Annotated in this window: 20 protein-coding genes and 1 tRNA gene; 17 read left to right on the top strand and 4 right to left on the bottom strand. The window is 62.1% G+C overall.

All coding sequences use genetic code 11. From position 1 onward, the window contains the following. The 6 genes from N8H74_RS09330 (at nucleotide 1) to pgaD (ending at nucleotide 9034) form a co-directional block, all read left to right on the top strand. A complete protein-coding gene (locus N8H74_RS09330; protein ID WP_141126874.1) occupies nucleotides 1-636 on the top strand; it encodes an NADH:ubiquinone oxidoreductase subunit N in 636 nt (211 codons plus the stop codon). A gap of 251 nt (nucleotides 637-887) precedes the next feature. Further along, nucleotides 888-2405 (top strand): YdgA family protein, encoded by a 1518-nt coding sequence (locus N8H74_RS09325; protein WP_262147051.1) that lies wholly within the window; start codon nucleotides 888-890, stop codon nucleotides 2403-2405. Nucleotides 2406-2656: 251 nt separating this feature from the next. Beyond that, the gene (gene pgaA, locus N8H74_RS09320) at nucleotides 2657-5137 is read left to right on the top strand and encodes a poly-beta-1,6 N-acetyl-D-glucosamine export porin PgaA (RefSeq protein ID WP_262147049.1); all 2481 of its coding nucleotides are present in this window, start codon (nucleotides 2657-2659) and stop codon (nucleotides 5135-5137) included. Between the two features lie 12 nt (nucleotides 5138-5149). Beyond that, on the top strand, nucleotides 5150-7147 hold the full coding sequence (gene pgaB, locus N8H74_RS09315; protein ID WP_217833030.1) for a poly-beta-1,6-N-acetyl-D-glucosamine N-deacetylase PgaB: 1998 nt from the start codon (nucleotides 5150-5152) through the stop codon (nucleotides 7145-7147). A gap of 1 nt (nucleotide 7148) precedes the next feature. Continuing rightward, the gene (gene pgaC / locus N8H74_RS09310; RefSeq protein WP_217833029.1) at nucleotides 7149-8504 is read left to right on the top strand and encodes a poly-beta-1,6-N-acetyl-D-glucosamine synthase; all 1356 of its coding nucleotides are present in this window, start codon (nucleotides 7149-7151) and stop codon (nucleotides 8502-8504) included. After that, nucleotides 8501-9034: a poly-beta-1,6-N-acetyl-D-glucosamine biosynthesis protein PgaD gene (pgaD, locus tag N8H74_RS09305; protein WP_262147046.1), complete on the top strand. Its 534-nt coding sequence runs from the start codon at nucleotides 8501-8503 to the stop codon at nucleotides 9032-9034. The genes pgaC and pgaD overlap by 4 nt, the downstream gene beginning before the upstream one ends. Here pgaD and N8H74_RS09300 read toward each other — a convergent pair. Next, nucleotides 9027-10556, bottom strand: a complete 1530-nt coding sequence (locus N8H74_RS09300) for an FAD-dependent oxidoreductase (RefSeq protein WP_262147044.1) — start codon at nucleotides 10554-10556, stop codon at nucleotides 9027-9029. The genes pgaD and N8H74_RS09300 overlap by 8 nt on opposite strands. A gap of 137 nt (nucleotides 10557-10693) precedes the next feature. Between N8H74_RS09300 and N8H74_RS09295 the strand changes: the two genes are divergently transcribed. The 5 genes from N8H74_RS09295 (at nucleotide 10694) to N8H74_RS09275 (ending at nucleotide 14541) form a co-directional block, all read left to right on the top strand. Then, the gene (locus tag N8H74_RS09295) at nucleotides 10694-11254 is read left to right on the top strand and encodes a YbhB/YbcL family Raf kinase inhibitor-like protein (RefSeq protein WP_217833026.1); all 561 of its coding nucleotides are present in this window, start codon (nucleotides 10694-10696) and stop codon (nucleotides 11252-11254) included. Between the two features lie 87 nt (nucleotides 11255-11341). After that, on the top strand, nucleotides 11342-13042 hold the full coding sequence (locus N8H74_RS09290) for a VWA domain-containing protein (protein WP_262147042.1): 1701 nt from the start codon (nucleotides 11342-11344) through the stop codon (nucleotides 13040-13042). Then, complete coding sequence (locus N8H74_RS09285) at nucleotides 13042-13653, top strand: RNA polymerase sigma factor (protein ID WP_347710402.1); 612 nt, start codon at nucleotides 13042-13044, stop codon at nucleotides 13651-13653. The genes N8H74_RS09290 and N8H74_RS09285 overlap by 1 nt, the downstream gene beginning before the upstream one ends. Next, nucleotides 13650-14261, top strand: coding sequence for a hypothetical protein (locus N8H74_RS09280; protein ID WP_262147040.1), 612 nt, complete (start codon nucleotides 13650-13652; stop codon nucleotides 14259-14261). Before N8H74_RS09285 ends, N8H74_RS09280 begins: the two co-directional genes overlap by 4 nt. A 19-nt stretch (nucleotides 14262-14280) precedes the next feature. Continuing rightward, nucleotides 14281-14541, top strand: a complete 261-nt coding sequence (locus N8H74_RS09275; RefSeq protein WP_217833023.1) for a hypothetical protein — start codon at nucleotides 14281-14283, stop codon at nucleotides 14539-14541. Nucleotides 14542-14621: 80 nt separating this feature from the next. On the opposite strand, the gene N8H74_RS09270 is transcribed toward N8H74_RS09275, so the two are convergent. Continuing rightward, nucleotides 14622-14698, bottom strand: a tRNA-Arg gene (locus N8H74_RS09270). Between the two features lie 197 nt (nucleotides 14699-14895). Between N8H74_RS09270 and N8H74_RS09265 the strand changes: the two genes are divergently transcribed. The 6 genes from N8H74_RS09265 to N8H74_RS09240 all read left to right on the top strand — a co-directional run bounded on the left by N8H74_RS09265 (nucleotide 14896) and on the right by N8H74_RS09240 (nucleotide 20559). Continuing rightward, the gene (locus N8H74_RS09265) at nucleotides 14896-15123 is read left to right on the top strand and encodes a RebB family R body protein (protein ID WP_217833022.1); all 228 of its coding nucleotides are present in this window, start codon (nucleotides 14896-14898) and stop codon (nucleotides 15121-15123) included. After that, the gene (locus N8H74_RS09260) at nucleotides 15120-15662 is read left to right on the top strand and encodes a hypothetical protein (RefSeq protein ID WP_262147036.1); all 543 of its coding nucleotides are present in this window, start codon (nucleotides 15120-15122) and stop codon (nucleotides 15660-15662) included. The genes N8H74_RS09265 and N8H74_RS09260 overlap by 4 nt, the downstream gene beginning before the upstream one ends. Nucleotides 15663-15705: 43 nt before the next feature. Continuing rightward, nucleotides 15706-15990 (top strand): RebB family R body protein, encoded by a 285-nt coding sequence (locus tag N8H74_RS09255; RefSeq protein ID WP_217833020.1) that lies wholly within the window; start codon nucleotides 15706-15708, stop codon nucleotides 15988-15990. Nucleotides 15991-16301: 311 nt separating this feature from the next. Continuing rightward, the gene (gabD, locus tag N8H74_RS09250) at nucleotides 16302-17744 is read left to right on the top strand and encodes an NADP-dependent succinate-semialdehyde dehydrogenase (protein WP_262147033.1); all 1443 of its coding nucleotides are present in this window, start codon (nucleotides 16302-16304) and stop codon (nucleotides 17742-17744) included. 185 nt (nucleotides 17745-17929) lie between these two features. Next, nucleotides 17930-19207 carry a 4-aminobutyrate--2-oxoglutarate transaminase gene (gabT, locus tag N8H74_RS09245; protein ID WP_262147031.1) on the top strand — a complete coding sequence of 426 codons (1278 nt, stop codon included), beginning with the start codon at nucleotides 17930-17932 and terminating at the stop codon, nucleotides 19205-19207. 140 nt (nucleotides 19208-19347) lie between these two features. Beyond that, the gene (locus N8H74_RS09240; protein WP_217833017.1) at nucleotides 19348-20559 is read left to right on the top strand and encodes a response regulator; all 1212 of its coding nucleotides are present in this window, start codon (nucleotides 19348-19350) and stop codon (nucleotides 20557-20559) included. A gap of 76 nt (nucleotides 20560-20635) precedes the next feature. On the opposite strand, the gene N8H74_RS09235 is transcribed toward N8H74_RS09240, so the two are convergent. Together N8H74_RS09235 and desA are read right to left on the bottom strand one after the other, a co-directional pair. Continuing rightward, nucleotides 20636-21625 carry a sensor domain-containing diguanylate cyclase gene (locus N8H74_RS09235; RefSeq protein WP_217833016.1) on the bottom strand — a complete coding sequence of 330 codons (990 nt, stop codon included), beginning with the start codon at nucleotides 21623-21625 and terminating at the stop codon, nucleotides 20636-20638. A 144-nt stretch (nucleotides 21626-21769) separates the two neighbouring features. Continuing rightward, nucleotides 21770-22954 (bottom strand): delta-9 fatty acid desaturase DesA, encoded by a 1185-nt coding sequence (desA, locus tag N8H74_RS09230; protein WP_262147028.1) that lies wholly within the window; start codon nucleotides 22952-22954, stop codon nucleotides 21770-21772. Nucleotides 22955-23080: the final 126 nt, after the last annotated feature.

The following is a 23080-nucleotide window of genomic DNA, read 5'->3' as shown; positions in this document are numbered from 1 at the left end:
ATGAAAAACCCTTATGCTCTCGGCTTCTGGTGCGCCCTCGCAGCCTTGGTGCTGCTGTCGGCCACCTACTTCTACGGCATCATGCTGGCTCACCAGATCGACAAGGCGATGGTGTTCCTCGACAGCGCGACCGCGCTGATCGCGGTCATGGCCATCGTGGTGGTGGCCTGGGCATCGGTGCAGGTGCAGCGGGTCAAAAAAAGACAGCTCGAACAGGGCCGGACCCTGGTGCTGATCTGGGACACCAAAGTCGCCCTGCGCCGGGTCGAAACCGTATTCGACCGCTACTTCTGGGGCAGCTACTGGCAACCGGGGCGCACCTTCGCCGAAGTCATGGGCGAACTCACCGGCACGCCGCTGGAAAAAAGCCTCGAAGCCCTGAAAAAACAATGCCTGGAACTGGACAAACAGATCGCCGACGAAGGCTGGCACTGGCTCAACAACGCCCGTGAACTGTCCGACGTCGCCACGGCCATGGCCCGCGAACGCTATCAACTGGATTTCTGCGACCCCCGTGCCGACGGGCCGGGCGGGGCGGTGATCGATCGGGATTTCGAGGTGCTGGTGTATACCTGGACCGCGCGGCTGAAAAGTTTCGATCATCAGCTGGATGAGATCGAGGTTCAGTATTCCTGATTCTCTGTTACATCAACCAGCCGTTTTCGTGGGCGGGTTCCCTCGCGAGAGCGGCTGCAAAAACCTGCAACATTTGCCGCCTGCTGATTTTTCGCACACCCCATAGACACTCTTTAACCTTTAAACATTGGGCCGCATTGCCTGCCCGGTGCTAATCTCCACCGCTAATTTCAGCGGAGTCGAGCCGCGACCCGGTCACGGGTTCAGGGAAGACGACCACACTTTCAGCCACGGAATCGATCAGGTCATTCATGAATAAATCAGCAGGCGTGCTTCTCGGAATTGTTGTTGCCATTGGTGCCATCAGCGCGGGCGGGGCCTGGTACACCGGCACCAAGATCGAAGGTGTGCTCAACAACGCCGTCGTCAACGCGAACAAAGAACTGCAGACCGCCATGGCCGGCTCCAACGGCAGCGCGACCCTGGAACTGGTGTCGCTGGAGCGCAACACGTTCAGCAGCATCGCGCATTATCGCCTGAAGGGCGAAGGCGAAATGTTCGGTGATGCGCCGGTCGAGCTGGAGTTCGAAGACCATATCGAACACGGCCCGCTGCCGTTCTCGCGTCTGGTTTCGCTGAAGTGGCTGCCGGTCATGGCCACCAGTCACTACGCGCTGAAAAAGACCCCGGTCACTGAAAAATGGTTCGCCGCCACCAAGGACGCTGCGCCGCTCAAAGGTGTGGTCAACATCGGCTACGACGAATCGACCACCGGCAACCTCGAATTGCTGCCGCTGGAAACCGCGCTGGACGACAAGTCGAGCCTGAAATTCTCCGGCCTGAACATGGACATCTCCGCCAGCGCCCAGGCGCAGAAGGTCAAGGCTGATGGCTATATGGACAGCCTGCACCTGGTCACCGTCGCCGAAGACCGGAGCCCGGTACAGATCGAGCTCAATGGTCTGACCCTGGCCAGCAATCTCGCCAAGAGCAGCTACGGCTACTACACCGGCGAAAACGTGCTCAAGCTGACCAGCAGCAAGACCACCTTCGGCGCCAAACAATCGGTGTTGGGCGTGAAGAACTTCGAAATGAAGAACCAGACCGAGGAAACCGGCACCAACGCCTCCGGCCGTGCGGACTACTCGATCAGTGAAGTGACACTGAACGACAAGAAAATCGGCTCCGCGCAAATGGTCATGAGCCTGAAAAACCTCGACATTCCGTCGACCATGTCGCTGATGCAGATCTACCAGACCAAGTTGCAGCCCTACGAGAAAGCGGCCGCCGAAGCCACTGCCGCCGGCCTGCCGGCGCCGGAGCTGAACCTGACCGAAGCCGAGTCGGCACAGGTCAAGGCTGACCTGCAGAAACTGCTGGCCGCCGGCCCGCAATTGGCGCTGGAAAACCTGTCGCTGAAAACCGCCAACGGCGAAAGTCGCGCCAACCTGGTGCTCGACCTGACCAAACCGGCCTCGATGGACCTGCCGCCGGATCAACTGGGCAAACAGTTGATCGCGCTGCTGGACCTGAATGTGCTGGTGTCCAAACCGATGCTGATCGACCTGCTCAGCGTGCAGGCGCAGGTTGACGGTCAGACCGATGCCAAGGCCATCGTCGATCAGGCCAGCGCCGCCGCCGACATGTTTGCCGGCATGGCCGTCGGCTCGCAAATGGCGACGCTGGATGGCGCCAACGTTGTCACCAAACTGCATTACGCCGCCAATCAGGTGGAATTCAACGGCCAGAAGATGACCGTTGAGCAGTTCGTCGGTTTCCTGATGAGCAAATTCGCGGGCATCACCGTGACCCAGGATCCCGATCAGTAACACTTCACGCTCCAAAGCAACGCCCGGCCTTTGCACCACGCAAACGCCGGGCGTTTTGCTGTCCGGCATCCGGATTGGCGGTCCATTCGGGAAAATTCGTCACGAATCTGAACAATTATTGTGTTCTGGATATTGGTCTACGCTTGCGTGCAAGACTGCCTGACTGAAATTGGCCGTGAGCTGTTCGGCCACTGTTACGAATGGGCAAGGAGGGCATTGCGACCCGGCTGGCCATGTAAGGATGCTGACAAATGCCGCGTATTGATGTCCCCGTATTACATCGTGGTTTACGCCCTTTGTTTCGAGTCGCGCTGTGCAGCCAGTTGCTCTGGCCGGCCATCGCGTTCGCCGATACGGCCTACGATCAGATGGTGCTCGACGCTCGGGCAGGGCATTACACGCCTGCGCTGACGGTGCTGCGCCAGGTGCCGCCCGGTCAGTCGACCAACGGGCAAGTCAGCGATCACTTGCAGATCGCCAGTTGGGCCGGACTCGATGCCGAAGTGGTCAAGGTCTATGAAACCGAGGGCCGCGACCGCGCGCTGCCGGTTCAGGCGCTGACCGCCACCGCGCGGGCCTATCGCAACCTCAAGCGCTGGGATCAAGCGACGCAGGTCTACAACAAGGCCCTGGCGCAGGACCCGGACAATGCCGATCTGCAACTCGGCCTGGCCCTGACCCAGGCGGACTCGGGCAAGCCCGACGAGGCGGTGATCCGCGCCCGGGCACTGGTGGCGGCCAAACCCGATGATCCTGCCCGTCGCCTCGCCCTGGGTTATGCCCTGACCCGCGCTGGCAAGCAGTACGACGCCTTGTTCGAATACGATCAGGCCTTCATCCGCGCCGGCAGCAAGCCGGAAGTCGCCCGCGAATACGTGGTCGCCCTGCAAAAGGCGCGTCTGCCGGAACCGGCCCTGCGTCTGGTCAGGCAACGACCGGGGCTGATCGATCCGGTGACCCAGCGCCGTCTCGAAGGCGATCTGGCCGCCGAACGCGTGCGCCTCGCCGAACTCGCCACCCGCAGCGAAAAAGAACGCTACGTCATCGCCGACCGGGCGCTGGCGGACTACGACCAACTGCTCGCCACCTGGACCCCGGACGCCACCGCCCACGACGACGTGACGCGCTGGCGCATCGACCGCATGGGCGCGCTCAAGGCCCGGGCGCGCACCGCCGAAGTCATCAGCGAGTATCAGAAGCTGCAAGCCGAAGGCGTGCAGATTCCGACCTATGCCCTGCGCTGGGTGGCGGCCTCGTACCTCGACCAGCGCCAACCGGAAATCTCTACCGATCTCTATCGTCAGGTACTCGCGGCACCGGACGCCGATGTCGGCGACCGCCTGGAAGACACCACGGCGCTGTACTACTCGCTGCTGGAAAGCGACCGCGCCGCTGAGGCCCGCAAGGTCGCCGAAGACCTGGCCAAATCCCAGCGCCCGCGCATCGAACTCAAGGGTTTGCCGATCGGCAACCCCAACGACGAATGGATGGACGCCCAGCAACTCGCGGCGCAGGCCGGCACCTACGGTTCCGATTTGCCCCACGGCGAGGAGCGTTTGCAGGCGCTGGTCGATCAGGCGCCGGGCAATGTCGGCCTGCGTCTGGCCCAGGCTGACCTGTACCTGGCCCGCAACTGGCCGCGCCGCGCCGAAAACCAGCTCAAGGAAACCGAGAGCATGGTGCCGCGCGACATGGGCCTGGAGATCGCTCAGGCGCGGACGGCCATGGACTTGCAGGAATGGCGGCAGATGGATGCGCTGACCGATGACGTGGTCGCGCGTTTCCCCGACAACCGTCAGGTGCAGCGTCTGGCCCGCGAGCGCGAAGTGCATGACATGTCCGAACTGCGCGTCGAAGCCTACGGTGGCAAGGCCAATGGCGGCGGCAATGGCAATGCCGGTGCGGTCAGTGGCAGTCGGGACTTTGGAATTCAGAGCACCCTCTACAGTCCGCCGATCGATGAAGACTGGCGGGTATTCGCCGGTGTCGGTTATGCCACCGGCGACTTCGCCGAAGGCACCGGCAATCATCGTTTCCAGCGGGTCGGTCTGGAGCGTCGCACCCGCGACATGACCCTCGAAGCCGAAATCTCCAACCATTCCTACGGCTTCGGCGACAAGCAGGGCGCACGTCTGGCGATCGCCCGCGACATCAATGACCACTGGCAATACGGCGGCAGCCTCGAATACCTGTCCGAGCAAACCCCGCTGCGGGCGCTCAACAGCGACATCAAGGCCAACGGCGGCAGCGGCTTCATCCGCTGGCGCGCCAACGAGAGCCGTGAGTGGAAACTGTCCGTCAGCCCGTCGCACTTCAGCGACGGCAACAACCGCGTCGAAGCCTTGCTCACCGGGCGGGAAGGGATCTACAGCGCGCCGAACATTCAGGTCGACGCCGGCCTGGAAGTCGGCACCAGCCACAACTCCAAATCCGATGATGTGCCGTACTTCAACCCGAAGTCGGACTTGAGCGTGATGCCGCTGCTGAACGTCAACCACGTGCTCTATCACCGCTATGAAACGGCGTGGAGCCAGCAGTTCCAGGCCGGCGCCGGTACGTACAGCCAGCGCGACCACGGCACTGGCGGCATGGCCTTGCTCGGCTACGGCCAGCGCTACGCCTGGAACGACGTGTTCGAGGTGGGCGGTCTGTTCAGCGTGATCAACCGGCCCTACGACGGTGACCGGGAAACCGATCTGCGCCTGCTCGTCGACCTCACTTTCCGCTTCTAGAAGAGTTTGAAGATGCCTTTGATTTCGCGTTTCATCCTTCTGCTGGGAGTGCTGCTGGTCAGCGCCTGCGCCCAGCAAGCCCCGGCCTTCGCGCCGCCGTCCGAGCGCCCGCTGGCGGCCAATGAAAAGCCCTGGCCGAAAAACCATGTCCTGGGCATTGCCTACCACGACGTCGAGGATCGCGATCCCGATCAGGCGGTGGTGGCAGTGCGCACCGAGCGTCTGATCGAGCAGCTCGCGTGGCTGCGGGAAAACAATTACAAACCGGTGACCGTCGACCAGATCATGGCGGCGCGCAAGGGTGGGCCGGAATTGCCGCCCAAAGCCATCCTGTTGAGCTTCGACGACGGTTACTCAAGCTTCTACACCCGCGTGCTGCCGGTGCTGCGCGCCTACAACTGGCATGCGCTGCTGGCGCCGGTCGGCACCTGGATCGATACCCCGCTGAATCAGCCGGTGGACTTCGCCGGCACCCCGCGTTCGCGCGCCGACTTCCTGACCTGGGACCAGGTGCGGGAAATCTCGCAATCGGGGCTGGTGGAAATCGCCGCGCACACCGATGCCAACCACAAGGGCATCCTCGCCAACCCGCAGGGCAACATGCAGCCGGCCGCCGCCACCCGACGTTACGATCCGGTGAGCAAGCGCTATGAATCCGAAGCGGATTTCCAGGCACGGATTCGTACCGACGTGGCGACCATTTCGGAAAAAATCCGCAAGGTCACCGGAAAAAAACCAAGGATCTGGGTCTGGCCGTACGGTACGGCGGACGGCACGTCGCTGACCGTGGTGGGCGAAGAGGGCTACGAAATGGCCCTGACCCTCGATGACGGTCTCGATGCCCTCGACAACCTGATGAGCAGCCCGCGTTTCCTCGTCGCATCCGACCCTGACGGCGAGCACTTCGCCAACAGTGTCGTCGGCGTGCAATCGGACTTCACCATGCGCGTGGTGCATGTGGATCTGGACAACGTCTATGACCCGGATCCGGCGCAACAGGAAATCAACCTCGGCAAACTGATCCAGCGCATGGCCGACATGGGCGCCAACACCGTGTTCCTGCAAGCCTTCGCTGATCCGCAGGGCGATGGCCTGGTGCATTCGCTGTATTTCCCCAACCGCCACCTGCCGGTGCGCGCCGACCTGTTCGACCGGGTGGCGTGGCAACTGCGTACCCGTGCCCATGTGAAAGTCTTTGCCTGGATGCCGGTGCTGAGTTTCGCCCTGGATTCGAAGCTGCCACGGGTGACACGCTGGGACCCGCAGACCGGTGCCACGTCCGTCGACCCGGATCAGTACAAGCGCCTGTCGCCGTTCGATCCGCAAGTCCGGCAGGTCATCGGCGAAATCTACGAAGACCTGGCGCGCCTGACGTCGGTCGACGGCGTCCTCTACCACGACGACGCGGTGCTCTCGGATTTCGAAGACGCCGGCCCCGAGGCGCTGAAAACCTACGCCGCCAACGGCTTGCCAGGCTCGATTGCCGCCCTGCGCGCCGATCCGGCGGCGATGCAGCGCTGGACGCGGTTCAAGAGCCGTTACCTGATCGACTTCACCAAGGAGTTGACCGCCAAGGTCCGCGCCATCCGTGGCCCGCAGGTGGAAACCGCACGCAACATCTTTGCCGAGCCGATGCTCAATCCGCACAGCGAGGCGTGGTTCGCGCAGAACCTCGACGACTTCCTCGTGACCTACGACTGGACCGCGCCGATGGCCATGCCGCTGATGGAAAAACAGCCGCTGGCGCGATCCGGCGAGTGGCTGGAGTCGCTGGTGGCGACGGTCAAGGCACGCCCCGGTGCGCTTGATCGCACCGTATTTGAATTGCAGGCCCGGGACTGGACGAAAAAGGATCAGAACGAAATCGACGGTGCCCAACTGGCCGACTGGATGAACCGTCTCAAGCGCCAGGGCGCGGCGAGTTTCGGTTACTACCCGGACAACTTTCTCGAGAACCTGCCGGACCTGAAAAACGTGCGGCCTGCGCTCTCCAACAAATGGAATCCATAACATGCTGGATAGACTGTTAGCCCTGCTTGTTCTGGCGCTCGTCCTCGGCGTGCCGCTGGGCCTGATCTTCCTGGTCACCGGGCAGTTCCTGATGGACTTCGTGTTCTTCTACCCGCTGTTCATGTCCGGGCTGTGGATTTCCGGTGGCTTGTATTTCTGGCTGCACTGGGAGCGGCACTGGCCGTGGAAGGACGATACGTTGCCGCCGCCGCTGGAAGGCGAGCCGCTGATTTCGATCCTGATTCCTTGCTACAACGAAGGCGACAATGCGGCCGATACCATCCACGCGGCGTTGGCCCAGCATTACCCGAACATCGAAGTGATCGCGATCAACGACGGCTCCAAGGACAACACCGCCGAAGTGCTGGACGCGCTGGCCCGGGAAGACTCGCGTCTGCGCGTGCTGCACCTGGCGGAAAACCAGGGCAAGGCCGTGGCCCTGCGCATGGGCGCGATTGCCGCGCGCAGCGAATATCTGGTGTGCATCGACGGCGACGCGCTGCTGGCACCGAACACCGCCGCCTATCTGGTCGCACCGATGCTCGACAACGCACGCCTCGGCGCCGTGACCGGCAACCCGCGTATCCGCACCCGTTCGACACTGGTCGGGCGCGTGCAGGTTGGTGAGTTCTCTTCGATCATCGGGCTGATCAAGCGTACTCAGCGGGTATTCGGCCGGATCTTCACCGTGTCCGGGGTGATCGTCGCGTTCCGCCGCACGGCGCTGAACCGGGTCGGCTACTGGAGCCCGGACATGATCACCGAAGACATCGACATCAGCTGGAAGCTGCAACTGGATCACTGGAGCATCTTCTACGAGCCTCGCGCCCTGTGCTGGATCCTGATGCCGGAAACCCTGCGCGGCTTGTGGAAGCAACGCCTGCGCTGGGCCCAGGGTGGTGCCGAAGTGCTGTTCAAGAACATTCGCGGTATCTGGCAATACCGCCACCGTTACCTGTGGCCGCTGCTGTTCGAATACTGCCTGTCCACCGGTTGGGCATTCACCTTCCTGTTGTCGGTGATCTTCTGGGCGGTGGGCAAATTCGTGGTCATGCCCGAAGCGATCGCCGTCCATCACCTGATGCCGCCGGCGTTCACCGGGCTGCTGTTGGCGTTCGTCTGCCTGGTGCAGTTCGCGGTCAGCATCATCATCGACCGGCGTTACGAACCGGGCCTGGGCAAAACCATGTTCTGGGTGGTCTGGTATCCGATCGCATTCTGGTTTGTCAGCCTGCTGACCACGCTGGTCAGCTTTCCCAAGGTGCTGTTCGGTCAGCATCAGAAGCGTGCGCGCTGGGTCAGTCCTGACCGGGGCATCAAGCCGATCGGGGACGACGAAGAGGAGGTCATCAAATGAAAATCATCCGGACCCGTCAACGACCCTTCATGGTCGTGGTCGATGTGATCCTCACCGTAATAGCCTGGATCGGCCTGCTGTTTCTGCTGGTGCGCGGGCTATGGCCGCTGATCGAGACGCATGCCGGCGGGCCGCGCATCGACAATTCAGCGTTCGAAGCCCTCGGCACGTTGCAGATTTACCTGTGGGTGGCGCTGGTCAACGCGGTCATTCTGATTTCCTGGGCGCGTTACCAGCAGCGCAAAAGCAAGAGTTTCTCCCAGCGTCGTCTGGCGGCGCCGATGGTCGACGACGAAGGGCTGACCAAGAGCTTCAAACTGTGCGATGAACGTTTGCAGAAGTTGCGCAGCCCCGGCGTGATCACCATTCACAACAATCAGGACGGTGATGTCAGCCATGTGGTGCCGCACTTCTGGCCCGTGGAACCGTCGGAAGTCCCGCCGCCCCTGGCGCCGCTGGAGCACCCGCGAGTGATCTTTCTGCACGCCGAGGACGACGACAATCGCGAGCCGGTCAACCGCATTACCTGACTTCGCGAATCAACCGCCATGCCTGCTCCATCGGCAGCGGCTGTTTCATCCGCTCCGCCAACAGCGCCATGGCCCGCTCTTCTTCGCAGGCCACGGCGGCCACCACCACGCCGTTTCGGCCAAACAGGCCAATGAACGGCGGCTGCTCTGGCGCGCCGCTGAATTCGACTTCGTCCCACTGCCCGGCGTGGCCGAGGTAGTCGTAGCTCTTGCCGAAATGCCAGGTCCAGAAGAACGGCACGTCGAGGTAGTGTTCCTCGCCGCCGAGCATATTGGCGGCGGCGATGCGCGCATGCTGTTGGGCCAGGCGCCAGTGTTCGATGCGCTGCGGCTGGCCGTTCAACGGAAACGTGGCGATATCGCCAATCGCCCACAAGCCATCGGTCACGCGCATGCCGTCATCGACCCGCAGCGAGCGGTCTTTTTCCCGAGGCAAGCTGGAAAACGCCTCGGTGGCGGGATGCACGCCGATCCCCGCCAGCACCAGATCCGCTGAAAGACGCAGACCGTTGTCCAGCAGCACCGCCTCGACCTTGCCGTCGCCGGTGATCTCTTTTGCTTCATGGCCGTTGATGAATTTCACCCCGTTGGCTTCGTGCAGCGCGCGGATCGCGCGGCCCACGGCTTCGCCGAACTGGGCGGCGAACGGGATGGCGTGGCGTGCAAGCACCGTCACGTCGAGGCCATGCTGGCGCAGGGCCGAGGCGCATTCGAGGGCGATGAAGCTGTCGCCGATGATCACCGCCCGTTGATCCGCTTTGGCCACGCTCATGATCCGCTCGGCCTGGGCCTTCGAACGCAGAACGAAGACGTGCGGCAAATCGGCGCCGGGCAGCTCCAACGGATTGGGTTCGCCCCCGGTCGCCAGCACCGCTGCATCATAAGCGAGGGTTTGGCCGTTGTTCAGGTGAAGGGTTTTGGCCTGGGCGTCCAGCGAGGTGATTTCACCTTGCAGGCGCTCGATGCGCTGCTCCTTATAGAAGCCGTCGTCGCGCAGCGCCGGGGTTTCCTGCGATGGCATTTCACCGGCGAGGACAAATTTGCTCAGCACCGTGCGGTCGTAACCGGCGTCGGGCTCGCGGTCGATCATCAGGATCCGGCCACCAAAGCCCTTTTCCCGCAGCGCCGCCGCACACGCCGTCCCGGCGGCTCCGGCACCGGCAATCACGAAGGTGCGCGAGTCGTCGGCAGGCGGCCTATGCGGATCGGGCAATGGCTGGTCGTCGACCCAGACTTCATCGCCGCGCAATTCCAGCGGGTAACGCTTCAGGCTGTCGAGGGCCGGGGGCTCGCACAACGCACCGTCCTCCACCCGGAACGCGGCTTTGTGCCATGGGCAGATCAGTCGTCCGTGACACAGCGCACCGTCAGCCAAGGGCGCGCCGGCATGCGGGCATTCGCCCTGAAACGCGCGCAGCTGGCCGGCGGCACGCAGAAGGACGATCTTGCAATCGCCAATCTGCACGGGCAGGCCACGGTCTTCAGGGACATCGGCGAAACGGGCGACACGGTGCAGGGACATGATCTGGCTCCTCGCGGGCATTTCTCTTACGAGTTTGCGCCGCAATACGAGGTTCATCCAATTGCTACTGCCACGGCATGAACGGTACGGCTATAGTTTGCAGGCCGACGACGGCCCAACTGCACAAGGTGCCCGGAATGACCCGATTGACCTCTCTCAACCCTTGGCTGGCGGCCGTTGCCGTCGCCCTTTGCGTGCAGTTCCCCGCGCAGGCCCAGGAGCGCTTCACCCTCAACATCCCTGGTGTTTCCGATAACCGTCTGTTCACCTCGGCGGCGGCCAGCGATGCGGCCGGTTGCGGCGGCAAGAACCAGTCGCCGGCCTTGAGCTGGAATGCCGGCCCGACCGGCACCCAAAGCTACGCCATCGTCATGCACGACCCGGACGGCCAGAAAGGCCTGGGCGTCGATCACTGGATTCATTACGGCATCAAGTCCACGACCCGGCAGATTCCGGCGGGCGTCGGCGCCAAATCCGCGCTCGAAGGTGTCGGCGGCACCAACAGCAAGGGCAACACCCATTACATGGGGCCGTGCCCGCCGGTTGGCGACAGCGCACACCACTACATCATTCAGATCTACGCCCTCGACCTGGCTCCGGACGCCTTGCCCGCCGGTCTGACCCGTGCCGAACTGATGGAAAAAATCAAAGGTCATGTGCTGCGCAACAGCAGTGCGGTGCGGCGTTATCACCGCTGAAAAAATTTTCAGCGGTGTTTAACCCGAACCGAAAGGGCTGACCGTCTCAGAGGATGAATGGATCAATTTCCTCTGAGGTCAGCCCCCATGTCCTTTCCTTCTGTCTTGCTGCGACCGGTTGCCGTCGGCGTGCTGCTGGTCATCGCCGGCTGCGGTGTTCCCTCCAACCCGCAATCCGCCGTTGTGCCGCCTGTACCCTCCGCCTCACAGCCTGAACCCAAATCCGAGGTCATGCAGGAAGCCGTCATGGCCGACAGCGTGATGGCCAAGCGCAGCCTGCGCCCGGCTCCCATCGCAAGTGTCGCCCCGATGCCTGCCGGAGAAAGTTATCCACAGGGCTACCGCGATGCGCAGCGCGAGCAATACCAGACCCTGACCGACAATCCGATCCACAGCGTTGCCGAGGCGCCGGTCTCGACCTTCAGCGCCGACGTCGACACGGGCGCCTACGCCAACGTCCGGCGGCTGCTCAATCAGGGCCGAATGCCGCCGGACGGCGCGGTGCGGCTGGAGGAGATGGTCAATTACTTTCCCTACGACTATGCGTTGCCCAGCGACGGCTCGCCCTTCGGTGTGACCACCGAACTGGCTGCCTCGCCGTGGAACCCGCACACACGCCTGCTGCGCATCGGCATCAAGGCTTCCGACCGCGCGGTGGCTGAACTGGCCCCGGCGAATCTGGTGTTTCTGGTGGATGTGTCCGGCTCGATGGACCGTCGCGAAGGTCTGCCACTGGTCAAAAGCACGCTGAAACTGCTGGTCGATCAGTTGCGCGAACAGGATCGGGTGTCGCTGGTGGTGTATGCCGGCGAATCACGGGTGGTCCTCGAACCCACATCCGGACGGGAAAAGGCGAAAATTCGCACAGCCATCGAGCAGCTGACGGCGGGCGGTTCCACCGCCGGAGCTTCCGGCATCGAACTGGCCTACCAGATGGCCCAACAGGCGTTCATCCCGAAAGGCATCAACCGCATCCTGCTGGCCACCGACGGTGACTTCAATGTCGGCATCAGCGACTTCGACAGCCTCAAGCAAATGGCTGTGGATAAACGCAAGACCGGGATTTCTCTGACCACCCTGGGTTTTGGTGTGGATAACTACAATGAACATCTGATGGAACAACTGGCCGATGCCGGCGACGGCAACTATGCCTACATCGACAACCTGCGCGAGGCACGCAAGGTACTGGTGGATCAACTCGGTTCGACCCTTGCCGTGGTGGCGAAAAACGTCAAATTGCAGGTGGAGTTCAACCCGGCGCAGGTCAGCGAATACCGCCTGCTCGGCTACGAGAACCGCGCGTTGCAGCGTGAGGACTTCAGCAATGACAAGGTCGATGCCGGGGAAGTAGGCGCAGGACATACGGTGACGGCGCTGTATGAAATTGTTCCGGCGGGGGAGAAGGGGTGGCTGGAGCCGCTGCGCTATGGCAAGTCGGGCGCGGTCGTTTCCGAAAAGAACGGAGAATTGGCGATGCTGCGTGTGCGTTATCAACAGCCCGAAGGTGGGAAAAGTCTTCTGATTGAGCGCCCGATCGCCAATCAGGTCGCAACGGCCAGCGAGGATCTGCGCTTTGCCGCCGCCGTGGCCGCATTTGCCCAGCAACTCAAGGACGGCCGCTACACCGGCGACTTCAGCCTCAAGGACACCGCAACCCTGGCCCGTGGTGCCCGTGGCGATGACCGCTTCGGCCTGCGCAACGAGTTCGTGCAACTGGTGGAACTGGCGCAGAGCCTGCGCACGACAACCGCATCGAACGGGATGCCCACTGACCGACGGATTGAATAGTGAGCCGCTTGAAGGGCTTTATCAGTCAGCTGTTTGCGCCTGCAAGCAGCCTTGAGGCCAGCAGCGATGAGTCGTTGCTGGCCCGTTATCGCGAGGGTGACGGCGCGGCGTTCGAGATGCTCTACGCCCGCCATCGCCAGAGTCTGTACCGGTTTCTGCTCGGGTTGAGCGGCAAACCGGAACTGACCGATGAGGTCTTTCAGGAAACCTGGCTGAGCCTGATCCGCAGCGGCAGTCAGCCACAAGGTCGGGCGACTTTTCGTACCTGGCTGTTCCAGATTGCCCGCAATCGGTTGATCGATCACTGGCGCAAGCACGGTGCCCACCAGCCCTTGCACGATAGCTACGATGAGCAAACCCATGCGGTCAGCGACGAAGCGACCGATCCTGAACAACTGCTGAGTCTCAGCCGCGACAATCAGCGCCTGGAAAGCGCTCTGCAAACCTTGCCCGCCGATCAGCGCGAAGTGTTCCTGCTGCGCGCCCATGGCGACCTCGACCTGGCGCAAATCGCCAGCCTCACCGAAACACCGCTGGAAACCGTCAAGAGCCGCTTGCGCTACGCCCAGCAAAAACTGCGTCGGCTGCTGGCCGAGGAGGTACTGACATGACTGACGCCCGCCAGACACCCGAGGCGCAAGTGCTCAAGCACTTCCGCGAACAACAGAACGGCGAACCGCCGGCGCATCTCGACGCGCTCATCCTCGACGCTGCTCGCCGCGAAACCCCGGCACCGAAACCCGGTCTGTGGCAGCGTTGGCTTCAGGCTTGTCAGAAACCGCGCTGGCAAGTCGCCTTCGCCAGCCTGATCGGCGTGGCGCTGATGCTGTCGCTGGTGCAACGCGCACCGGAACCGGTGGCTCAATACGACTTTGCCCCGGCCGCCAAGCCCGCCGAACCGCTGGCGCGCAAGCAAGCCGCCGAACCGCACGCCCTCGCCGCGCCGTCCGCCGCCATGCCTGCTCCCGCACCGATGGCAGAGATGGCCGCGCCGATGCAAAGCGAATCGATCAGCGCCGACATGGCTGACGAAGCCAAATCCAGCAAACGCGCCCCGGCTCCTGCCTCGGTCAACGGCCTCGACGAGCAATTGCGCGAAGTCCTGCGCCTGCGCGAAAACGGCCAGCCGCAAGCCGCCGATGCGCTGTTCAACAACCTGCACAAGCGCTACCCGAACATAAACCTCGACCTGCGCCTCGAACAAATCCGCCAGAACTGACCGCACAACCTCCAGCCATTTGGCATTGCCCCGCAAAAACGCGCACTATCGGGGCATTGCCGATGCGCTGGAGAACACCGTGGCACCAAAAATCGACCGCATCGCCCAACTCCTCAACTGTCCGGAAAAGGGCGAAGAGATGCGGCGAGCGATTACCGAGACGCGTAAGGAGTTTCTGCTGAATCAGCCGGAAGAAGACGTTGTTGATGAGGACGACGTGTTCGAGGAGGTTGAGGACGAGGATGATGAATACGATGAGTTTGACTGGACGACGGAGTGAGCCGTAGCGGTTCAGTGTTGAATTGCCATCCACAAAAAAGCCCCGGACCTTTCGATCCGGGGCTTTCTCGTTTCTGTTCATGGCGCACCAGGCGGGATTCGAACCCACGACCCCTGCCTTCGGAGGGCAGTACTCTATCCAGCTGAGCTACTGGTGCAGCGGGCGACATCATACCTAGGTCGGCTCGGGGCGTCCATGCCGGTTTTCGCTGGCTAATTGTCAGTGGTCGTGTCCGCGAGGGTGCATTCCAAAAGGCGGTAACGTCCTGCAAAACGCTCTCGTGGCAGTTTGGCGAGGCTGATCTATTGTTTTCCTGCGGCGGGTTCCTCGATCGCCTTCCTTCAGGAGAAATGCATGAGCGTCGTCAATCCTCAGATCACCGATTCCGTTACCCAATCGAGCGTGCAGGTGGTCGGTTCCGCGCCCGCCACGGCCATCGCCACGCTGACGCAGGTCACCAGCCATGCGATCAGTCTGGCGTTGGAGAATGCGGTCAGCCAGCAACAGGCGCTGAACATTATCGGCAACGCCACCGTGGCCGCTGCGGTGCAACAGATTCTGGCGGTGGGAGGGCGGTCATGACGGCGAAGGATCAGGCCCAGACCGATAATACTGAGCAGCCGGCCGTCGATCCCGCCGCCGCAGCGGCCGCTTTGCTGGCCTCGCTCAACGAGCAGTTGCTCACGCAGACCGCCCAGGGCGTGGGCGCCGACGCCTTGAACCGGCAGATCGTCGAGGCGGTCAATCTGATCAACACCCAACTGGCTGCCCATGCACCCACCCTGGCGTCTTTGGGGCCGGAGCTGCTGATTCGTCAGGCCAGCGGGTTGGTGGCGCAGTCGGCGGCGAGTTATTTCGACGGTGTCACCAAACTGGCCCTGGCCTCGCAAGGCGTTTTGCTGCGACAGATGACCGAAAGCATTATCAAGGACGACCTCGACGCCGCCACCGAAAGTGCGCTCGGGGCGCTGAACACACACCTATTGGTGGGCGGTGCTGCGGCGGTGGCTGCCGCCAGCGGCGTGCTGGATGCCGAGGGGGTGAATCAGGCGCTGGAGCGAATCAACCAGAGCATTGCCCAGTTCAGCGCCAGTCAACCTGAACGTACACCCACCGCCTGAGCAGTATTTGCAACACCCACCATCCCGTGAAAGGAGTCAGAACATGGCAACCGTGAATGATCAGATCACCGATGCAGTCACCCAGACCAGCGTGAAGGTTGTGGCCGAAGCGCCGGCCCTGGCGATGGGCTCGCTTTATCAAAGCATGGCGCACTCGACAGGCCTCATGTTCGAGAATGCCGTCAACGCCCAGCAGCAACAAAACGTGCTGGCGCAGGCTGCAACCAATCAGGGCGTGATGCAGATCTACAGCGTCGATACCGCAGCCGAGGCCGTCGCGGCCCAGAAAATCCTCGAGGATTCTGCCGCCAAGACAGCGAAGTCCTGACACTCCCCGCAACGGGCAGCCCCGTGAGTCTGGCGGGGCTTGTTGCTCGTTGATCTGAAAGTCTGTGCAAATGCGGCGTTTTTGTTCTTTTTTTTGAACAGACTATTGTCCTTTAACCCCCTTTGAACCTAGGATTCGTTTGAGATTTCAAACGCTCCTTGTCTGGGTGCTGAGCCGCACGGGTTTCGAATCGTGCGCTATTTATGTGTTTCACCCGGTAAATGATTTCCCTGACGGCAGCCTTGCGAGGCGCCTTTCTACAATCATAATTTGCTCCGCTTCAGTAAGCGGTGCTGTTAAGGAAAGCCGACATGCAGCTTAAAGACACCCTGTTGTTCCGCCAGCAAGCCTTTATCGATGGCGCTTGGGTCGATGCGGACAACGGTCAGACGATCAAGGTCAACAACCCGGCAACGGGCGAAATTCTGGGCACCGTGCCGAAGATGGGCACTGCCGAAACCCGCCGCGCCATCGAAGCCGCCGACAAGGCGCTGCCGGCCTGGCGTGCACTGACCGCCAAAGAGCGTGCGAACAAGCTGCGTCGCTGGTTCGAACTGATGATCGAGAACCAGGACGACCTCGCTCGCCTGATGACCCTCGAACAAGGCAAGCCGCTGGCCGAAGCCAAGGGCGAAATCGCCTACGCTGCCTCCTTCCTGGAGTGGTTCGCCGAAGAAGCCAAGCGCATCTACGGTGACGTGATTCCGGGCCACCAGCCGGACAAGCGCCTGATCGTGATGAAACAGCCGATCGGCGTGACTGCCGCCATTACCCCGTGGAACTTCCCGGCGGCGATGATCACCCGTAAAGCCGGCCCGGCCCTGGCCGCCGGTTGCACCATGGTGCTCAAGCCTGCCTCGCAAACGCCTTTCTCCGCGTTCGCCCTGGCCGAACTGGCCCAGCGCGCCGGCATTCCAAAAGGTGTGTTCAGCGTGGTCACCGGCAGTGCCGGCGACATCGGCAGCGAGCTGACCGGCAACCCGATCGTGCGCAAACTGTCCTTCACCGGTTCGACCGAAATCGGTCGCCAACTGATGTCGGAATGCGCCAAGGACATCAAGAAAGTTTCCCTGGAACTGGGCGGTAACGCACCGTTCATCGTGTTCGACGACGCGGACCTGGATAAGGCCGTCGAAGGCGCGATCATTTCCAAATACCGCAACAACGGCCAGACCTGTGTCTGCGCCAACCGTCTGTACATTCAGGACGGTGTGTACGACGCATTCGCCGAGAAGCTGAAAGCGGCGGTTGCCAAACTGAAGATCGGCAACGGTCTGGAAGACGGCACCACCACCGGTCCGCTGATCGACGAGAAGGCCGTGGCCAAGGTGCAGGAGCATATCGCCGACGCCGTGGGTAAAGGCGCAACCTTGCTGGCCGGTGGCAAGCCGATGGAAGGCAACTTCTTCGAACCGACCATCCTGACCAACGTGCCGAACAACGCGGCTGTTGCCAAGGAAGAAACCTTCGGCCCGCTGGCGCCACTGTTCCGCTTCAAAGACGAAGCCGACGTGATCGCGATGTCCAACGACACCGAGTTCGGCCTGGCCTCGTACTTCTACGCTCGCGACCTGGGCCGTGTGTTCCGTGTGGCTGAAGCCTTGGAATACGGCATGGTTGGCGTCAACACCGGTCTGATCTCCAACGAAGTCGCGCCGTTCGGCGGTATCAAGGCTTCGGGCCTGGGCCGTGAAGGCTCCAAGTACGGCATCGAGGATTACCTGGAAATCAAATACCTCTGCCTGGGCATCTAAGCCCGGCCAGGGAGTGCTTCAAACGCAAAGGGCACGAGAGCGCTGTCCCTTTGCGTCGCTTCAAAACGGAATTTTCTCTGCGGCCGGGAACGCTGTGGCAGTCGATCATCGCATGCTGCCGTAGTTGCTCCCCGCCGCGTAATCCTTGAACCACGCCGACCGATGAGCGGCGAATGAGGAATGTAATGAGCAAGACTAACGCTGATTTGATGGCCCGCCGTGTAGCCGCTGTTCCACGTGGTGTTGGCCAGATCCACCCGATCTTCGCCGAGTCCGCGAAGAACGCTACCGTGACCGACGTTGAAGGTCGCGAGTTCATCGACTTCGCCGGCGGTATCGCCGTGCTGAACACCGGCCACGTGCATCCGAAAATCATCGCCGCCGTGACCGAGCAACTGAACAAGCTGACCCACACCTGCTTCCAGGTACTGGCCTACGAGCCGTACGTGGAACTGTGCGAGAAAGTGAACGCCAAGGTGCCGGGTGATTTCGCCAAGAAAACCCTGCTGGTGACCACCGGTTCCGAAGCTGTTGAAAACGCCGTGAAGATCGCCCGTGCCGCCACTGGCCGCGCCGGCGTGATCGCCTTCACCGGCGCTTACCACGGCCGCACCATGATGACCCTGGGCCTGACCGGTAAAGTCGTGCCTTACTCGGCCGGCATGGGCCTGATGCCAGGCGGCATCTTCCGCGCGCTGTACCCGAACGAACTGCATGGCGTGAGCATCGACGATTCGATCGCCAGCATCGAACGCATCTTCAAGAACGACGCCGAGCCGAAAGACATCGCTGCGATCATCATCGAGCCTGTGCAGGGTGAAGGTGGTTTCTATGTCGCGCCGAAAGAATTCATGAAGCGCCTGCGTGCCCTGTGCGACCAGCACGGCATCCTGCTGATCGCTGACGAAGTGCAGACTGGCGCCGGCCGTACCGGCACCTTCTTCGCCATGGAACAGATGGGCGTTGCCGCCGACCTGACCACCTTCGCCAAATCCATCGCTGGCGGCTTCCCGCTGGCCGGTGTCTGCGGCAAGGCTGAATACATGGACGCCATCGCCCCAGGCGGTCTGGGCGGCACCTACGCCGGTAGCCCGATCGCTTGCGCCGCTGCCCTGGCAGTGATGGAAGTGTTCGAAGAAGAGCACCTGCTGGATCGCTGCAAAGCGGTCGGCGAGCGTCTGGTGACTGGCCTGAAGGCTATCCAGGCCAAATACCCGGTGATCGGTGAAGTGCGTGCCCTGGGCGCGATGATCGCGGTCGAGCTGTTCGAAAACGGCGACAGCCACAAGCCTAACCCGACTGCCGTTGCAGCCGTGGTTGCCAAGGCTCGCGACAAGGGCCTGATCCTGCTGTCCTGCGGCACTTACGGCAACGTGTTGCGCGTTCTGGTCCCGCTGACCTCGCCGGACGAGCAACTGGACAAAGGCCTGGCGATCATCGAAGAGTGCTTCGCGGAGCTGTAAGCCCGGGCGCTGTGTGATCGGATCGACAAAAAACCCGCTTCGGCGGGTTTTTTCATACCCTCGAAACACTTCCGGGGCTTTTGCGCTGTATCGAATGGCCAGCATTGGCTAAGGTTCAGGGATTGCAAGGGAGAGCGCGCATGACTGCCGTTGAATTACCCGCCGTACCCCGGGTGCTGATTGCCGAGGCCGACCCCTGGTCTCGCGATCTGCTCAAACAGGTGCTGTTGAACGTACGCTGCGATGCGCGGCTGGATCTGTGCTCCGACGGCCAGCACGCGCTGTCGCTGCTCAGCGAAGTACCGTATGACCTGGCCATCGTTGACTGGGAGTTGCCCGGCGTCGATGGCCTGAACGTGTTGCGCAGTGTTCGCCAGCGCAAACGCAATCCGCCGCTGCCGTTCATTTTGATGAGCAGTCGCAATGACAGCGCCAGCGTGCGCGAAGCCCTGCCGCTGGCGCCGACGGCCTATCTGGCCAAACCCCTGAACATGGAAAGCCTGACCCAGCGGTTGCAGGATCTGCTGCTTCATGCGGGCGAAGAAGTGTTTTGCGAAGTGCCGTCGCTGGCGCCGGGCATGACCCTCGCGGTGTTTCTCGAACGACGCCGTGAGCAGGCCGATGGCGCGCCGCTGATGACCGACGTGCAAGTCGCGGTCAAACGCAGCCTCAATCCGAACGGCCTCGATCTGAAATTGCTGGAAGACGAAATCCGCACCGACCCGCAGATCACCGCAGTGTTGATCGCTGCCGCCAACAGCGCCGCGCAGCATCACGGCGCGCCGGTGCAGACACTGGGCCAGGCGTTGCACCGGTTGGGCACCGGGCAGAGCATGAACCTGATCCTCGGTCTGGCACTCAAGCGCAGCGCCAAACTCAGCGACCCGTGCCTGGCGGATTACGCCGAGCGTTATTGGGGCCTGTCGCTGCACACCGCCGAATATGCGCGGACATTGGCGCGGTTGCTCGATCTGGATCAGGAGCGCTGTTATTGCGCGGGCATGCTGCATCGTCTTGGCGACCTGGCGTTGCTGCGTTGCTTGCAGGAATGGCAGCAGGCGGGCGGCGAGCTTGACGATCAAGAGGAAGTGGGCGAGGCGCTGGTGGAGTTCGGCGCGGCCTATGGTTCAGCCCTGCGTACCCGCTGGCGTCTGCCGCTGGAACTGCGCGAGTTGATCGCGGCGGTCTATCAGCTTGGGGGCGGGGTGTATTCCCGCGAGGCGCTGGTGATGAACATGGCGGCGCAGATGGCGCGCCTGACCGAGCATGAGGGCATCGAAGAACTGGCGAAGAGCCGCACGGCGCGGCTGCTCAAGATCGGGTTGCCGGAACTGATGCGGATGCGCAAATAGTCGGCGCTGCCAAAAGCCATGAGAGCCGGATTGGCCCGGCTCCCACCTTGGTTTTGGGTCTGTCCAGCAAGCTGTGTCAGCCGGAAATGATCCGGTTCTTGCCCTGGCGCTTGGCCTCGTACATCGCCGTGTCGGCGCGGGCGAACAGGCTGTCGAGGTTTTCGTCTTCCGGGGTCAGGCTGGTCAGGCCCTGGCTGACGGTGACGCTGAATGTCTGCCCTTCATGGCTGAAGCTCAACCGCTGAATCTCCCGTTGCAGCCGCTCGGCCACTTGCATCGCCATGTCCGGCGCGCAGCCGGGGAACACCGCAGCGAACTCCTCGCCACCAATGCGCCCGAACAGATCTCCACGACGCAATGAGGCCCGCCCGCACTCGGCGATCCGTTGCAGGACGGTGTCGCCTTCCGGATGGCCGTAGGTGTCGTTGATCACCTTGAAGTCATCGATATCCAGCAGCAGAAACGCCAACGGCGCGCCTTGCAGGCGGGCCTGTTCGAATTCCTGGTTGGCGCATTCGAAGAAGTGGCGGCGGTTGCTGCTTTGGGTCAGCACATCGGTGGTGGCCAGGCGCTGCAACTCGGTTTCCAGTTGCTTCTTTTCGGTGATGTCTTCGGCGATGCCGACGATGATCACCGGCTGTCCCGGTTCTTCCAGGCGATTGATGAAGCATTTGTCGCTGAGCCAGCGCACCTGACCGTCGGCATCGATGATCCGGTATTCGCGATCTTCCACGGCACCCTTGTGCAGCACTTCGGCGAGGCTGCGTTCGGCGTATTCCAGATCGTCGGGGTAGATGCTGTCGCGCCACTGGTTGTAGTCGGCCAGCAGCAATCCGGCGGAGCGGCCGAAGATCCTTTCGTAGGCCGGGCTGACGTACAGCACCTGGCGGGTTTCCCAGTTGAACGCCCAGAGCACGGCGTTGACGCTGACCAGCAGCGAACTGAACAGCTGTTCGCGTTCGCTCAGGCGCGCGACCTCACCCTGGGCGTGCATCAGCGCCATCAGGGTTTGCGCGGCTTCGGGCCACTGCGGGGGGGATGAGTCTTTTTGGTTGTTATTGACCATCGGCACATATCTCAAAGGGCGTGCCGCGATTCGACAGCGGCCACAGTACAGCCCGCCGGGGATGGCGAAGTGTCATTGAGATAGGGGATCGGGGGTGAAGTTCCGAAGGGCGCGCCCGGGAACCGGGCGCGCCGATCAACGGCATCAGGCGGCGGCAGGACGCAGCGAGTAGGTCTTCAACTGGTCGGCGAAGTCGCGCAGGGACTGAATGCCACTGGCTTCGGCCTCGTGGACCCATTCCTTGATGGCCGCGAGCATGTCGTGGCCATTTGCGCTGGTCTTGACCCAGATCTGCTGCAAGGCCAGACGTTTCTCGTAAATTACCTTCAGCGCCTGGCTGTGCTCGAGCATGTTCTGGATGCGCACGTGATGACGATCCTCCAGCAGGCTGGTTTCCCGCGAGAGCAAGCGCTTGGCCCGATGGAACTGGTGACGCACCGAATGATCGACCTTCGCCAGCTCCTGCTTGACCAGCGGCCCGATCACCAGTTTTCGATACTGGGCCATGATCTGGAAGCGGTTGTTGAGGATCGCCATGGCGGTGTCCATGTCCAGGCTGCCCTTGCCTTCGACGCGGTGGGCAATCGGCGCGACCCGCTGCACCTTGGCCAGGCGCAGGAAACTGAAGACTTTGATCCACGCCCAGCCGAGGTCGAACTCCCATTTCCTGACCGACAGCTTGGCCGAGTTGGGGTAGGTGTGATGGTTGTTGTGCAGTTCTTCACCGCCGATCAGGATGCCCCACGGCACCAGATTGGTCGCGGCATCGCGGCATTCGAAGTTGCGGTAGCCGACGGCATGGCCGAGGCCGTTGACCACGCCGGCGGCCCAAACCGGGATCCACATCATCTGGATGGCCCAGATGGTGATGCCGATGGTGCCGAACAGCAGCAGGTCGATGACCGCCATGATCGCCACGCCGAGCAGGCGATAGCGGCTGTAGAGGTTGCGCTCGATCCAGTCTTCGGGGCAGTTCTTGCCGTAAATGCGCAGGGTCTCGGGGTTCTGGGCCTCTTCGCGGTACAGCTCGGCGCCTTTGCGCAGCACGGTGGACAGACCCTTGATGACCGGACTGTGCGGGTCATCCTCGGTTTCGCATTTGGCGTGGTGCTTGCGGTGGATGGCGGTCCACTCGCGAGTGTTCTGCGCCGTGGTCAGCCACAGCCAGAAACGGAAAAAATGCTTCAGCCCGGCATTCAGCTCAAGGGAGCGATGGGCCGAGTAGCGGTGCAAGTAGACCGTGACGCTGACGATCGTCACGTGGGTCATCAGCAGGGTCACGGCGACCAGTGACCAGGCCGACAAGCCAAGAAAACCTTCGTACCACATAGGCTATGGGGCCCTCGATAAATAAAAAAACAGCCGCTGCATTATCACCAAGCACACAGATAAAACCAGTCGGCCTTTCAGATAAGAGTTGGCTGGATGTTTCTTGACCTATAATCCCGACATTTT

The organism is Pseudomonas sp. B2M1-30 (genome assembly GCF_025447575.1).
GTDB lineage: Bacteria > Pseudomonadota > Gammaproteobacteria > Pseudomonadales > Pseudomonadaceae > Aquipseudomonas > Aquipseudomonas botevensis.
This window is presented reverse-complemented; position numbering and strand designations above follow the sequence as displayed.